At 49.4% G+C, this 14790-nt stretch carries 11 protein-coding genes; all 11 read right to left on the reverse strand.

The genetic code is table 11. The annotated features are described in order from the left end of the window. Positions 1–54 precede the first annotated feature (54 nt). Positions 55–1365, reverse strand: a complete 1311-nt coding sequence (locus tag FNY66_RS07190; protein ID WP_087150484.1) for a methionine gamma-lyase family protein — start codon at positions 1363–1365, stop codon at positions 55–57. A gap of 34 nt (positions 1366–1399) precedes the next feature. Further along, positions 1400–2350, reverse strand: a complete 951-nt coding sequence (gene miaA / locus FNY66_RS07195) for a tRNA (adenosine(37)-N6)-dimethylallyltransferase MiaA (RefSeq protein WP_087150485.1) — start codon at positions 2348–2350, stop codon at positions 1400–1402. Next, positions 2350–4425, reverse strand: coding sequence for a DNA mismatch repair endonuclease MutL (mutL, locus tag FNY66_RS07200; RefSeq protein ID WP_150310709.1), 2076 nt, complete (start codon positions 4423–4425; stop codon positions 2350–2352). The genes miaA and mutL overlap by 1 nt, the downstream gene beginning before the upstream one ends. Positions 4426–4450: 25 nt before the next feature. Continuing rightward, complete coding sequence (gene mutS, locus FNY66_RS07205) at positions 4451–7102, reverse strand: DNA mismatch repair protein MutS (protein ID WP_330581298.1); 2652 nt, start codon at positions 7100–7102, stop codon at positions 4451–4453. Between the two features lie 108 nt (positions 7103–7210). Continuing rightward, entirely contained in the window at positions 7211–7645 is a 435-nt protein-coding gene (locus tag FNY66_RS07210; protein WP_150310710.1) for a putative ABC transporter permease, read from the reverse strand. Between the two features lie 117 nt (positions 7646–7762). Beyond that, the gene (locus FNY66_RS07215) at positions 7763–9076 is read right to left on the reverse strand and encodes a replication-associated recombination protein A (RefSeq protein ID WP_150310711.1); all 1314 of its coding nucleotides are present in this window, start codon (positions 9074–9076) and stop codon (positions 7763–7765) included. 104 nt (positions 9077–9180) lie between these two features. Then, positions 9181–11268: a polyribonucleotide nucleotidyltransferase gene (locus FNY66_RS07220; RefSeq protein ID WP_150310712.1), complete on the reverse strand. Its 2088-nt coding sequence runs from the start codon at positions 11266–11268 to the stop codon at positions 9181–9183. Positions 11269–11493: 225 nt separating this feature from the next. Continuing rightward, on the reverse strand, positions 11494–11760 hold the full coding sequence (gene rpsO / locus FNY66_RS07225) for a 30S ribosomal protein S15 (protein WP_087150490.1): 267 nt from the start codon (positions 11758–11760) through the stop codon (positions 11494–11496). A 131-nt stretch (positions 11761–11891) separates the two neighbouring features. After that, positions 11892–12803 (reverse strand): bifunctional riboflavin kinase/FAD synthetase, encoded by a 912-nt coding sequence (locus FNY66_RS07230; protein WP_150310713.1) that lies wholly within the window; start codon positions 12801–12803, stop codon positions 11892–11894. A gap of 1 nt (position 12804) precedes the next feature. Further along, the gene (truB, locus tag FNY66_RS07235; RefSeq protein ID WP_150310714.1) at positions 12805–13812 is read right to left on the reverse strand and encodes a tRNA pseudouridine(55) synthase TruB; all 1008 of its coding nucleotides are present in this window, start codon (positions 13810–13812) and stop codon (positions 12805–12807) included. Further along, complete coding sequence (locus FNY66_RS07240) at positions 13809–14789, reverse strand: DHH family phosphoesterase (protein ID WP_150310715.1); 981 nt, start codon at positions 14787–14789, stop codon at positions 13809–13811. Before FNY66_RS07240 ends, truB begins: the two co-directional genes overlap by 4 nt. Between the last annotated feature and the right edge of the window lies 1 nt (position 14790).

Here is a 14790-nt window from a genome sequence, read left to right on the forward strand (position 1 = left end):
CCTTTTTATTTTTATATTATATCAGATCATAACCTGCCGCCGTCTATATCTTTATCATATCCGGCAGCGCACTTTCTCGATATCGATCACGCCCTCGTCGATCATGCTCTGGAGAGATTTCAGGATTCCCAGCTTCGCGTGATTCCATGTGAGTCCACCCTGGAAATACACTGCATACGGAGGTTTGATCGGTCCGTCCGCCGACAGTTCGATAGATGATCCCTGCACAAATGCCCCCGCAGCCATGATCACATCGCTGTCATATCCGGGCATTGCCCACGGCTCCGGCGTCACATAGCTGTCCACCGGCGCTGCCGCCTGGATTCCTTTGCAGAATGCGACTACACCTTCCGCACTTCCAAGCGTCACAGCCTGTATAATATCGTGGCGTGATTCTTTACCGTCCGGCACGACAGGGTATCCAAGATTTTCGTATATATTTGCGGCAAATACTGCTCCTTTGAGTGCGCCGCACACCACTGTAGGTGCCAGGAAAAATCCCTGATAGAAAGACTGCATCACACCAAGAGAGGCTCCCACCTCTTTGCCGAGCCCCGGGGAAGTCAGACGGTATGCACAGTTTTCGATCAGATCCTCTCTGCCTGCGATATAACCGCCGATCGGCGCCAGGCCGCCGCCCGGGTTCTTGATCAGAGATCCGACGATCATGTCAGCTCCAACATCACTCGGCTCGATGCGCTCGACAAATTCACCATAACAGTTGTCCACCATGCAGATTACATCCGGTCTTCTCTCTTTGATAAATGCGATCAGCTCGCCAATCTTTTCGACGGAATAGCTGGGTCTTGTCTGATAGCCTTTGGAGCGCTGGATCGTCACCAGTTTTGTCCGCTCGTTCAAAGCCGCTTCGATCGCCGGATAATCAAAATATCCGTCCTCCAGTAATTCCACCTGACGGTATGTCACTCCGTATTCTGCCAGTGAGCCGCATGAAGGCCGGATACCGATCACTTCTTCCAGTGTATCATATGGTTTGCCTACAGGAGAGAGAAGTTCATCTCCCGGACGCAGGTTCGCAGCCAGAGCAATAGCAAGTGCGTGGGTTCCGCATGTGATCTGCGGACGCACAAGCGCCGCCTCTGTATGAAATGTCGATGCATATACAGCTTCGAGCGTATCTCTTCCCATATCATTGTAGCCGTAGCCGCTGACATAGTTAAAGCATCCCTCACTGACACGGTTTTCCTGCATAGCTTTGATCACTTTTAGCTGATTATACTCCGCCGTCTCGTCAAACTGACGGAACCGCTCTTTTAAGCTTTCTTCTGTCTTCTGTCCGTATGTCCAGACTTCGGCTGAGATGCCGAGCTGCTCATACATAGATCGTGTTTCTTTATTTCCCATTTTTCCTCTATCCTCTTTAATGTCTATCCTTAAATTATATGATTTTTCTGTCTCTCAAGCAGTCCAGCATATAATCTGCCAGCTTTTCATCATCCTGCCCGATCACCGACCGGTCTGCCCAGACTACATTTTTCTCCCGCTTAAACCATGTGATCTGGCGTTTTGCAAAATGACGGGTATCGCGCTTGATGATACGGACCGCCTCATCGAGCGGATACTCCCCGTCAAGATATGCGTAGAGTTCTTTGTATCCAAGCCCCTGCATCGCCGTAGAGTCTTTGCGCACGCCGCGCTCCCTCAGAGCCCGGACTTCCTCGAGAAGCCCCTGTTCCATCATCAGGTCCACCCTCCGGTCAATCCGCTCATAGAGCCGGCTCCGTTCGTCATTCAGTACGAAATATGCATAGTTGTACGGTGATTCTTTCTGCCGCTGTGTCTCATTATGCTCGGAGATTTTCTTTCCTGTCTGGCGGTAAAACTCCAGCGCACGGATGATACGTTTGATATTGCGGGGATGGATCTCCTGAGCCGACTTTGGGTCTGTGTTTCTCAACATTTCGTAGAGTTCCAAAGCCCCCTGTTCGTCGGAAGCTTTCTTCTCCAGTTCTCTGCGGTACGACTCATCCCCGTCATTTTCCGTAAAGTCAATGTCATAGAGAAGCGCCTGAATATAAAATCCCGTGCCCCCTACGACCAGCGGGATCTTCCCTTTTGACCAGATTTCAGCTGCAGCATCCTTCGCCATATTCTGGAAACGTACAACATTAAAATCCTCCTCCGGTTCCAGTACATCCACAAGGTAATGCGGTACTCCTGCCATCTCCTCTTTTGTGATCTTGGCAGAACCGATATCCATGCCGCGGTATACCTGCATGGAATCAGCGGATATGATCTCTGCCCCGGTTTCTTTTGCCAGCCGGATCGAAAGCGCCGTCTTTCCCACCGCTGTAGGACCGGCCAGTATGATAAGTGGTTTCTTCGTCATTATACGATCCTCTTGAATTTCTTCTCCAATTCTTTTTTTGTCATCGCTATGATCGTCGGTCTGCCGTGTGGACAGTGATACGGGTTGTCCAGTGTGAGCAGCTCCCCGATGAGTGCGTCCACTTCCTGTGCGGAAAGCCGGTTATTTCCTTTGACTGCGGCCTTACATGACATGGACGCCACCTTCTCATCGATCAGCTCCGGTGTCATCGATGTGGAAAGACCGTCTGCAAGGTCATCGATCATCTCCATCAGCAGCTCTTTCTTTGCGATTCCAAACAAGTTGTCGGGCACTGCCCTGACCGCATATTCTTCCCCGCCGAAGGGTTCGATCTCAAAACCGATCCGCTCAAAACGTTCCATATTTGCCTTTAAGAGCTCTGCTTCCTGCATGGACAGCGACAAGATGATCGGCGGGCTCAGATACTGGGATGTAAATTCTCTTGTCTTCATACCTTTAAGTGTCCGCTCATAGAGCACTCTCTCATGTGCCGCATGCTGATCTATGATATAAAGGCTGTCCTGATACTGGACAAGCCAGTATGTATCAAATACCTGGCCGATCAGTTTATACTCTGCACGCACTTCGCGCTTCAGGAAATTTTCTTCGAAAAGATCAAGCTGCTGCGGTTTCGACAGTTCATCATCTTTTGCTGTGTCACATGCAGTTACCTTGTTGTCAGAAACTGCCGTATCAGTGACTTTCACCGTATCGCGGACATCTGCTGTATCCCTGGCTGTCTCTGCTGCTTCGCCGGAGACGCTGGTATCTGAGGGAAGTTCCGGTGCCGGCTTCGCATTATATACTGCAGCTTCACGGATGCGTTCCGCCTGCTGTTCCTGCCGGTAGATCCCGCTCCGGTCCGGCACCTCTGCTGATGAAGCTCTCCTGTGATAGGCCATAACGCGCTCTTTCATTTTCCGGATGAAATAATCTTCATCATGTACTTCTTCTTTTGCACTTGGCGGAGCTTCTCCGGAAGTTCTGGGTTTCAGGAGGAAAGGACTTTCTTTCACCGTCCGGGCCTTCTCCTCCTTTTTCGTTTCGGGCGTCACAGGATCGGGTACTTCCGCTTTCTGGATCAGTTCCGGTTCCAGAAGTCTTCTGTGGACCCCCTCAAAAACTGTATTGTAGACTTCCTGCTGTCGCTGAAATCTCAGTTCCATCTTCGTCGGATGGACATTGACATCGATCTGCTCTCCATCTACATGAAAATGAAGGACTGCAAACGGGAACTTGTGCTGCATTGTAAAATCCCGGTATGCATCTTCAAGAGATTTCGAGATCATCGGGCTTTTTACATAGCGCCCGTTTACAAAAAAGTTCTCAAAATTACGGTTTCCCCTCGTGATCACCGGTTTCCCGAGATACCCGGTGATCCGCAGGCCGCCCTTCTCATAATCTATATCAATAAGATTTGCCGCCACATCACGCCCGTATACGTTATAGATCACGTCTTTGAGCTTTCCGCTTCCCGAAGTGCGAAGCTTCTCCTGGCCGTTATTCAGGAATATGAATGCCACTTCTGGATGTGAGAGTGCCAGATGCATGAGCAGGTCCTGTACATGGCCTGCCTCTGTCATCGGCGTCTTTAAGAATTTTCTTCTGGCCGGCACATTATAAAAGAGCTGACGCACGAGAAAAGTCGTGCCGTTTGGTGCTCCTGTCTCTTCGATAGAGACTTCTCTGCCTCCCTCAATGACATATCTTGTTCCCAGTTCTTCCTCTGCAGTCTTTGTGATCAGTTCTGTCTGCGTCACGGCTGCAATGCTGGAGAGAGCCTCTCCCCTGAACCCCAGCGAGCTGATATGTACAAGATCCTCTACACTTTGGATCTTACTTGTAGAATGGCGCAGAAATGCACTCCTCACTTCTTCATGCGGAATTCCGCATCCGTTGTCCATGATACGGATCAGCGAGATACCGCCGTCTTTTATCTCTACCTTCACCGATGTAGCACCTGCATCAATGGCGTTTTCGACCAGCTCTTTTACGATCGACGCAGGACGTTCGATCACCTCCCCGGCAGCGATCTTGTCGATCGTTACCTGATCCAGTACATGTATATGAGGCATATCCGTCTCCTTTCCTGATTTATATCTACCATCTGTTTTTCAGTTTGTTCTGCAGCCGGTAAATCGTGTTAAGGGCATCTATAGGCGTCATATTGCCTACGTCGAGCGATTTGAGTTCCTCGAGGACATCGTCATCCTTCACCGTATCGAACAGCGACATCTGGGCGATATCGACCTCATCATACTTCTTTACTTTCGGTTTCTTCCTCGATACTTTATCTTTCGTGGCAATCTCACTGACCCGTGTCGTAATATCTCCTTCACTCAGTTCTTCCACGATCTCTTTTGCACGGTTAATTACAAGATCCGGTACGCCTGCAAGTTTTGCCACCTGGATACCGTAACTCTTATCTGCGCCGCCTTTTACGATCTTTCGCAGGAAGACGATATCATCACCCTTTTCTTTGACGGCAATACAGTAATTATTTACATTTTCTATTTTGCCCTCCAGCTCGGTCAGCTCGTGGTAATGCGTTGCGAACAGCGTCTTCGCGCCCAGGAGCCTGCTGTCGCTGATATACTCGACCACAGCCCACGCGATGGACAGCCCGTCAAATGTACTCGTACCTCTTCCGATCTCGTCCAGGATCAGCAGACTCTTTGAAGTGGCATTTCTCAGGATATTTGCCACCTCCGTCATCTCAACCATAAAAGTACTCTGTCCGGAAGCAAGATCATCCGAAGCTCCGACTCTCGTAAATATCCTGTCGGAAATGCCGATATTCGCACTCTTGGCCGGCACAAAGGAACCCACCTGCGCCATAAGCGCTATCAGTGCGGTCTGGCGCATATAGGTTGATTTTCCCGCCATGTTCGGTCCTGTAATAATAGAGATCCTGTGCTTTTTGTCATCCAGATATGTATCGTTGGCTATAAACATATCATTCGGAATCATCCGCTCTACTACCGGATGTCTGCCTTCTTTAATATCTATAACGCCTTTTTCATTGATCTTCGGGCGCACATAGTTATTCCGCTCTGCAACAAGTGCAAGAGAAGCAAATACGTCAAGTGCCGCCACCGCTTTCGCCGTCTGCTGTATCCGCTCTACTTCGGCCGCCACAGTCTCTCTGACTTCTGTGTAAAGTTCATATTCCAGAGCATAGAGCTTATCTTCTGCACCAAGGATCATATCCTCCAGCTCCTTCAGCTCCGGAGTGATATACCGCTCCGCATTGGCGAGGGTCTGTTTTCTCGTATAATATTCCGGAACAAGATCCTTGTAAGAGTTAGTGACTTCAAGATAGTATCCGAACACCTTATTGTATTTGATCCTTAAGTTCTTGATACCGGTCTTTTCTCTCTCATCGTTCTCCAGTTTGGCCAGCCAGTCTTTGCCGTCAGATTTGGCACGGCGCAGCTTGTCCACTTCTTCGTTATAACCGTCCCTGATGATATTTCCCTCTTTCATCGCAATTGGCGGTTCTTCCCGGATAGCATTGGTGATCAGTGTACACAAGTCCTCAAGGGGATCCAGCTCTTCCATGATCGATCTGAGCAGATCACACTGCATATCCTGCAGGATATACCGGATCGGAGGAAGCATCTCCAGAGAAGTCCGGAAAGCCGTCAGATCACGGGGATTCGCCGAACCATATGTAATCTTCATGATCAGACGTTCCAGATCATAGACAGGTGAGAGATACTCCCTGAGTTCTTCTCTTGAGATCGCCTGATTTTTCAATTCCTGTACTGCATCCAGCCGTTTCTCGATCTCTTTCTTGTCGATCAGCGGCTGCTCTATATATTTACGGAGCGTCCTTGCTCCCATTGCCGTCTTCGTCTTGTCCAGTACCCAGAGGAGAGAGCCTCTCTTCTGCTTCTCCCTGAGCGTCTCGCACAGTTCCAGATTTCTCCGCGTGGAGCTGTCGAGCATCATGAATTTACCTGATGTATAAGGCGTAATATGCGTCAGATTTGACAGATCATTCTTCTGTGTCTCAAGAAGATACTGGAGCAGCGCGCCTGCGCTGATCACACCACAGTCATAGTCTGCAAGGCCGAGTCCCGCAAAAGAGGACACTTTGAAATGATCCAGCAGTTTCTGTCTGCACACCGCGTCGTCAAAATACCACGCATCCAGCGAATATATCGTAATCCCAAGGCGGTCCCTCATACCGTCCAGATCCATTCCGCTCATATAGAACGCCTCATTGCAGATGATCTCCGACGGAGAGAACCTGTAAATCTCATCCATCAGTCTGGCGCTGTCCTCGATCTCCGTCACAAAATAATCTCCGGTCGTGATATCTGCCACAGAGACTCCGTACCTGTCTGCAATATAGACTATACACATAATATAATTATTCTTCGACTCGTCGAGTGCCTGCGTATCCAGATTCGTCCCCGGCGTCACAATGCGCACTACTTCCCGCTTCACAATGCCTTTCGCCGTCTTCGGGTCCTCCACCTGCTCGCAGATTGCCACTTTATATCCTTTGGAGACCAGTTTGTTCAGATAACTCTCCACAGCATGATAAGGGACACCGCACATGGGTGCCCGCTCTTCCTGACCGCAGTTCTTTCCGGTCAGCGTGATCTCCAGTTCCCGCGATGCCGTCAGCGCATCGTCAAAGAACATCTCATAAAAATCGCCTAATCTATAGAACAGAATGCAGTCCTGATACTGGGATTTTGTCTCCATATACTGTTTCATCATTGGTGTTAATTCAGCCACATTCGTACTCCTTTACTCTGTCTGCATACTGTCTTGCGCATGCATATTTGCCGATAAATTTTCCGCGGAAGTATTATAGCATTTTTGATAATCCACTTCAACTTTGTTTTACAGGACATGAAATCCCGGCATCTTCTCTCCATACAGAAAGTGCAGCAGATATCCGCTCAGCAGTATTCCGACGGCGCACAGTCCGGAAAAGATGATCGTAAAAGGCAGGCAGATCTGTCCCATGATCTGAAAGGGCTGATCTGTATAATCCCATACATTCCAGTGCATCACTTTGTTTACCAGGATTCCAGTTATGAATTCGCAGGCAGTCACAAAAATCACACACCATCCCACCTGTTTCCAGAGAGGTGCAGTCCATCCTGTCCACATGCCCTGCTGGGCAAAAAAGACAAGGCAGATCCCGCCCAGCAGGAACATGGACCAGTGAGAGAATCCCCGGAACATCATCTCAAAGGAATAGTAGAGCGTTCCGCCCAGCGCCCATAAAAATAAGTATTCGCTCAGTCGTTTCACGATAAGTATCCTTTCCATTTACAGTATTTCCCGTTTTTCATTTTACGCTCTGAAAAACACTTACGGATAGTCTGAGCTTTTTACGTACAATTTATAAGTGGAAATGATTGATTGATTTTACGGGCAAAGCAGTGATCACTCTTTCCGAAAGTTTTTGATCTCTTCCAACCGCTGTGCTGTTTTCCTCTCCTCCCCTTCAAGAGTGGGATGATAATAGGTCCTGTCTTTTAAACTGTCAGGCATGCACTGCATATGTGTCAGTTTTTCTTCCGTATCGTGTGCATATTCGTAACCTTTGCCGTATCCCTGCTCTTTCATAAGCCCGGTAACAGCGTTTCTGATCTGCATGGGCACCGGCTCTGCCCTCAAAGTTTTAACATCTTTCTTCGCCGCCTCACAGGCTGTATAAAGGGCATTGGACTTCGGCGCCATGGACAGATAGACGACCGCATGAGTGAGATGGACATCACACTCGGGCATACCAAGGAAATGACATGCCTGATAGGCTGCCACAGCCACCTGCAGTGCACGGCTGTCCGCCATTCCTACATCTTCACTCGCAAAACGGATCAGTCTTCTGGCAATGTACAGCGGATTTTCTCCGCCTTCCAGCATGCGCATCATCCAGTATATGGCCGCATCCGGATCGCTGTTCCTCATGGATTTGTGGAGCGCGGAAATCAGATTATAATGTTCTTCTCCTGTCTTGTCGTACAGAAGCGACTTCCGGCTGATACACTGCGCCAGCCCTTCTGTCGTGACGGTAATTCCTTTTGCACTGATCTCGCCGTTTAACACAGCCATCTCCAGGGTGTTGAGCGCAGTTCTTGCATCGCCGTTTGCGAACGCAGCGACAGCCCGAAGGTTTTCCGGGGATATTTCCACATTCTGATTCCCGAAGCCCGCGGGATTGCTCAGGGCATTTTGCAGCAGCTTTACAAGATCATCTTCCTCAAGGGCTTTGAGAACGAAGACGCGGCACCTGGACAAAAGGGCCGCATTGATCTCAAAGGACGGATTCTCTGTCGTCGCTCCGATCAGGATAATACTCCCTTTCTCCACATAAGGAAGGAATGCATCCTGCTGGGCCTTATTAAACCGATGGATCTCATCCACAAAAAGGACAGTGCGCATCCCGACTCTCCTGCTCATCTCCGCCCGGTTCATCACTTCTTTAATCTCTTTGATTCCGCTGGTGACGGCACTGAAGTTGATAAATTCAGACTTTGTCTTTCCTGCAATTATACTCGCAAGAGTCGTCTTTCCAACTCCCGGAGGTCCCCAGAAAATCATGGATGAAATCTGGTCTCTCTCGATCAGCTGCCGGAGGATCTTTCCTCTGCCGACCAGATGCTGCTGTCCGACAAATTCATCCAGTGAATCAGGGCGCAGCCTGCTTGCCAGCGGAGTCATCGCTCTGTTATTCCCGAATAATGACAACTGTTCCATGCCTGTCCCTCTCTTTTTTCACACAAAGTACAAAATAGACGCATAGCAGGACCATGATGCCCGGTCCTGCTCTGCGTCATATACTGTTTCCTCTTTTATCAGTTCTATTCAGCTACGTCTCTGATGCTGAAGCTGAATCTTCCCATCTTATCTTTTCCGAGGCATACTGCCTTGACAACGTCACCGAGCGCAAGGACATCCTCTACTTTATTGACTCTCTGTTTTGCAATCTTAGAGATGTGTACAAGCCCCTCTTTTCCAGGTGCAAACTCGAGGAAAGCGCCGAACTCTTTAATGCTGACAACCTTTCCTTCAAACACCTGACCAGCCTCAAAATCTGTCACGATCGTATGGATCAGTTTTGCTGCTTTATCCATACCTTCTTTCTCCGTGCCGCAGATGGAGACGAAACCATCGTCCTCGATGTCGATCTGCACGCCTGTCTGCTCGATGATCGCATTGATCGTCTTGCCTCTCTGGCCTACCACGTCACCGATCTTCTGCGGATCGATCTGCATCTGGATGATCTTCGGAGCATACTTTCCGACTTCCGGTCTCGGTTCTGCGATTGCCTTGTTCATCACTTCATCGATGATGTACAGTCTCGCCTTTCTTGTTGCTGCGATCGCCTCCTCGATGATCGGTCTCGTCAGTCCGTGGATCTTAATATCCATCTGGATTGCAGTGATTCCTTCATGTGTACCTGCCACCTTGAAATCCATATCGCCGAAGAAGTCCTCAAGTCCCTGAATATCTGTCAGGACAAGATAATCCTCATCTGTCTCTCCTGTCACGAGTCCGCAGGAGATACCGGCTACCGGAGCCTTGATCGGTACGCCTGCTGTCATAAGAGACATACTGGACGCACATACGCTGGCCTGAGAAGTAGAACCGTTAGACTCAAATGTCTCGGATACCGTACGGATCGCATACGGGAACTCAGCTTCACTCGGAAGTACCGGCAGCAGTGCTCTCTCTGCCAGCGCTCCGTGTCCGATCTCGCGACGTCCCGGTCCTCTTGACGGCTTTGTCTCACCTACAGAGTATGACGGGAAATTGTAGTGGTGCATATATCTCTTGGATGTCTCGGCCTCGTCAAGTCCGTCCAGTCTCTGTGCCTCTGAGAGCGGAGCCAGTGTCGTCACTGTACAGATCTGTGTCTGTCCTCTTGTAAACATAGCGGAACCGTGAACTCTCGGGATCAGGTCAACTTCGGCAGCGAGCGGTCTGATCTGATCGATCGCACGGCCATCCGGACGTTTGTGATCTTTCAGGATCATCTTTCTCACTGTCTTCTTCTGATACTGATATATAGCTTCACCCAGCTTGTCAAGCCATTCCTCTTTATCTGCGAATGCCTCTGCCAGTTTGTCTGTGAGCACGCGGATGTTCTCTTCTCTGGTCTGCTTGTCGTCTGTAAATACAGCCTCTTCCATCTCTGCAGGAGGAACGATCTCCTGAATTGCATCAAAAAGCTCCTGCGGCACCGCAAAGCTCTGATACTCATGTTTTGGCTTGCCGCACTCTGACACGATCGTATCGAAAAATGCGATCACTTTCTGGTTAAGATCATGGGCTGCAAAGATCGCCTCGATCATCTTATCCTCCGGCACTTCATTTGCACCAGCCTCGATCATGATAACCTTTTCCTTTGTAGAAGCTACTGTCAGCGCCATGTCTGACACTTCTCTCTGGGCAGCAGTCGGATTGAATACAAATTCACCGTCTATAAGTCCCACCTGTGTCGTAGAAATCGGTCCGTCAAACGGAATATCGGAAATACTTGTCGCAATAGAAGCTCCCAGCATAGCTGTCAGCTCCGGACTGCAGTCCTGATCCACTGCCATGACCAGATTCTCCAGTGTCACGTCATTTCTGTAATCCTTTGGGAAAAGCGGGCGCATCGGACGGTCGATGACACGGTCTGTCAGGATCGCGTTTTCTGACGCCTTGCCCTCTCTCTTGTTGAATCCTCCCGGGATTTTTCCGACAGAATACATTCTCTCATTATACTCTACACTTAAGGGAAAGAAATCAATCCCTTCTCTCGGTTTCTCGGATGCAGTCGCAGTACAGAGTACAGTCGTATCGCCGTAGTGCATAAGGACAGCGCCGTTTGCCTGCTTTGCCACTCTGTCGACATCTACGCGCAGCGTTCTGCCTGCAAGTTCCATTTCATACTTCTTGTACATTTTATTCTCCTTTTTCACTCGATTTTATCGTGCAGACAGATGTCTCCGAAACTACTGAAAAATGCACTATAACGACCGGTAATGCGCTTTTCAGTGGTCTCGGTTACGTAAAGCTGTCCGCAATCTAAAATATTATATCATATCATATTATGTAAGGCAATCACTTTCAAAAAAAGCAGGGCAGAATGCTCTGCCCCGCTTTTGCTTTCTTTTTGAAGCCTCCGACTATTTTCTAAGTCCGAGTCTCTCGATCAGTGAACGATATCTCTCAATGTCCACTTTCTTTAAGTATGCAAGAAGTCCTCTTCTCTGACCTACCATCTTAAGAAGTCCTCTTCTTGAGTGGTGATCCTTCGGATTAGCTTTAAAGTGCTCTGTCAGCTCATTGATTCTTGCTGTCAGGATAGCTACCTGTACCTCCGGTGATCCTGTGTCACCTTCTGTTCTTCCATACTCTTTGATGATTGCCTGTTTCTTGTCTTTTGCGATCATTTTCATTTCCTCCTTAAAATACTTTGATAAAACGCCTGGTATTAAGCAATGGTCGGAGTGATCCGATTACCGAACACCGGCTTTAACCTTGCATAGTATAGCATATGCTCCGGGTATTGTAAAGATATTTTTCATTCCCCGCTCTTCTCTCTCAGGGCGGCAAAATACCGCTCACCGTAGCGCATATCTCTCATGACATTGTTTTTCAGTTCCTCCACGGAGCCGAACTTAGTCTCCGGCCTCTCAAATTCGCAGAACTGTGCGGTGATCTCCTTGCCGTAGGCATCTCCGTCATATCCGTAGACATACACTTCCAGCAGTCTCCGCTGTTCGTCTGTCACTGTCGGCTTGATTCCGGCATTGCCGACGGCATCATACCATTTTCCGTCGATCCTGACACGGCAGGCATAGACACCGAACCGTGGAAGGATCTTATTTTTCTCCGGCTCAATATTCATAGTCGGAAATCCCAGCGTGCGTCCGAGCTGTTTCCCGTGCCGCACGATCCCCGTCATCTCATAAGGATACCCGAGCAGGCGCTCAGCAAGCTTTACATCCCCCTGTGCAAGCGCATCTTTAATGTAAGTACTGCTTATGACAGTTCCCAGATACCGCTCCTTCTCGATCACATCCACCGTATAGCCGTATTGATCCGCCATTTTCTGAAGCAGCGCCGCATTGCCGCGTTTGCCGTATCCGAAACTGAAATCCGTACCGACTACGATATGCGCCGCCCGCAGAACTTTGTGCAGGATACGGTCTATAAACTCTTCTGCCTCCATCTCCCGCAGAGCCTTTGTAAACGGCTGGTCGATCAGCCAGTCCACTTTCGGCTCAAGATGCTCACGCCTCTCCCGTCCGGTCATAAGAGAGTCTCTGTGCATATCGAAGGCACAGACTATACTCTCACATTCGTCGGATGTATAGGATCTGATCTTGTCGATCAGTTTCTGATGTCCCAGATGAAGCCCGTCGAATTTGCCGAGCGTGACTGCCGACCTCTTCTGCCCGCTGTAGGATTCGATCCCTGTAATATATTTCATGTCAATTCTCTTCTCTTTCTGTTACGATCTGCTCCGGATCCAGAAACATTTTCTCAGGTCTGAATCTGCCCTCTGTTCCATCATAACGGTAGATACCAATGAAGTTTCTCCTGCTGTCATAAACGCGTACCCGCTCGCCTGCCTGTATCTCATCCGGAACAGCCGGAATATCCCTGCTCTGTGTGCTTCTATCCTTCCCTGACGTTCCTTTTAAGACCTGCTTCTTTCCGACGGGATTTCCATTGTGCACCAGGGCATCATACTCCGGTTTGACCTGAAGTTCTTTTAACTCGTCAAAAAGGCAGTCTGTCGGAATAAGTATCTCCTCCATACGGCCGTCACGGACGATCTGCTCCACTTCATCCAGCTTCAGGCTCTCCTCCAGTGAAAAGCGCCCTACCCGGGTGCGCAGCAGCTCTTCCATGCATCCTCCGCAGCCAAGTCTCCCGCCGATATCGTGACAAAGTGTACGGATGTATGTTCCTTTGGAGCAATCCACCTCCATACGGATGCGAGGCAGTTTGATTTCCTTGATCCTGATATCACGGATCATCACCCGGCGGCTCTTTCTCTCCACCGTCTTGCCTTCGCGCGCCAGCTCATAGAGCTTTTTCCCTCCGACTTTCAGGGCAGAATACATTGGCGGGATCTGATCATACGCCCCGATAAATCCGCTGATACACTCTTCCGCAGATTTTTCTGTGACAGCTCCGCCCGGGAGTCCCGGATCATCCGGTGAATGTTCCGAGAGCACCTTTCCGGTAATATCCTGTGTATCCGTCGTTTTTCCGAGCAGCAGCACCGTCTCGTAAGTTTTATCCTTGTCTGTCAGCATGTCGCACACTTTTGTGGCACGTCCGAGACAGACAGGGAGCACCCCCTCCGCTTCCGGATCAAGGGTGCCCGTATGCCCGATCTTCTTCTGTCCCACGATCCCACGCAGTCGCGCGACAACATCATGGGAAGTATAACCTTTTTCCTTGTAAATATTCAGGATCCCGTTGATCATTTCTCTTCGTCCTGTTCTTCTTCGTGATTTAACTGAATAGCGATCCGGGCTGTGATATTGTTGATCACATCGTGGCTGGATCCCTCCATCGTCACGCCGGCCGCGCGTACATGACCGCCGCCGCCATAATATTTCGCAATCTCACTCACATCAACCTTTCCCTTTGAGCGAAGGCTGACTTTGAATTTCTGTGGACTTATCTCATGAAGGAAGATTGCGACTTCCACACCCTTTGTCTGGCGCAGCTGACTTACGATACCTTCCAGATCAGACGGCTCTGCCTGAAAGAATTCCATCGATTTCTGCCTGATCACGGATACGATACACTTCTTATCCATGATGAGCATACTTTCGAGCAGCGCACGTCCAAGGATCTGATTCTGTATGTATGTCTTCTCATAATAAGTTTTATCAATGATCTCGCTGCCGTTGATTCCTTTTCGCATCAGGTTCGCCGCAGTCTCCATAGTCTCCGGTGACGTGCAGGAATACTGGAATACACCGGTGTCATGCGCGATGCCCATATAAAGAGCCTCCGCAGCGGCTTTGCTTATCTTCCCGTCATCCAGCAGCGTATATACGAGTTCCGACGTAGAACTTGCATCCGGTACGATATAGTTATGATCCGCAAATGCCTCATTGCTGATATGGTGGTCTATACACACAGTCTCCTTTGCATTTTCAAACAAAGGTCCCGAGAATCCAAGTCTCTGTGCATCTCCGCAGTCCAGACAGATAAACAGGTCATAAATATCACCGTCTGCGATCTGCGACTTTACTTCATCAGTCCCTTTGATCATGCGGTAGGCCTCCGGCACTTCTTCAAGGTACACATCCGTACTGATCTGAGGATACTCGTCTTTCAGATACAGATACAGCCCCATACATGATCCCACGCAGTCGCCGTCCGGGCGGACGTGTCCGCCCAGCGCGATTCTGCTCTTTCCTTTCAGGATATCATTTAATACAATCTTCATG

The sequence above is a fragment of the Mediterraneibacter catenae genome (assembly GCF_008691045.1).
GTDB classification, from domain to species: domain Bacteria; phylum Bacillota; class Clostridia; order Lachnospirales; family Lachnospiraceae; genus Mediterraneibacter; species Mediterraneibacter ornithocaccae.

Bases quoted from the DNA above. Each gene is read 5' to 3' on its own strand.
- FNY66_RS07190 (WP_087150484.1), bottom strand. From the start codon at position 1,365: ATGGGAAATAAAGAAACACGATCTATGTATGAGCAGCTCGGCATCTCA.
- miaA (WP_087150485.1), bottom strand. From the start codon at position 2,350: ATGACGAAGAAACCACTTATCATACTGGCCGGTCCTACAGCGGTGGGA.
- mutL (WP_150310709.1), bottom strand. From the start codon at position 4,425: ATGCCTCATATACATGTACTGGATCAGGTAACGATCGACAAGATCGCT.
- FNY66_RS07210 (WP_150310710.1), bottom strand. From the start codon at position 7,645: ATGGAAAGGATACTTATCGTGAAACGACTGAGCGAATACTTATTTTTA.
- FNY66_RS07215 (WP_150310711.1), bottom strand. From the start codon at position 9,076: ATGGAACAGTTGTCATTATTCGGGAATAACAGAGCGATGACTCCGCTG.
- FNY66_RS07220 (WP_150310712.1), bottom strand. From the start codon at position 11,268: ATGTACAAGAAGTATGAAATGGAACTTGCAGGCAGAACGCTGCGCGTA.
- rpsO (WP_087150490.1), bottom strand. From the start codon at position 11,760: ATGATCGCAAAAGACAAGAAACAGGCAATCATCAAAGAGTATGGAAGA.
- FNY66_RS07230 (WP_150310713.1), bottom strand. From the start codon at position 12,803: ATGAAATATATTACAGGGATCGAATCCTACAGCGGGCAGAAGAGGTCG.
- truB (WP_150310714.1), bottom strand. From the start codon at position 13,812: ATGATCAACGGGATCCTGAATATTTACAAGGAAAAAGGTTATACTTCC.
- FNY66_RS07240 (WP_150310715.1), bottom strand. From the start codon at position 14,789: ATGAAGATTGTATTAAATGATATCCTGAAAGGAAAGAGCAGAATCGCG.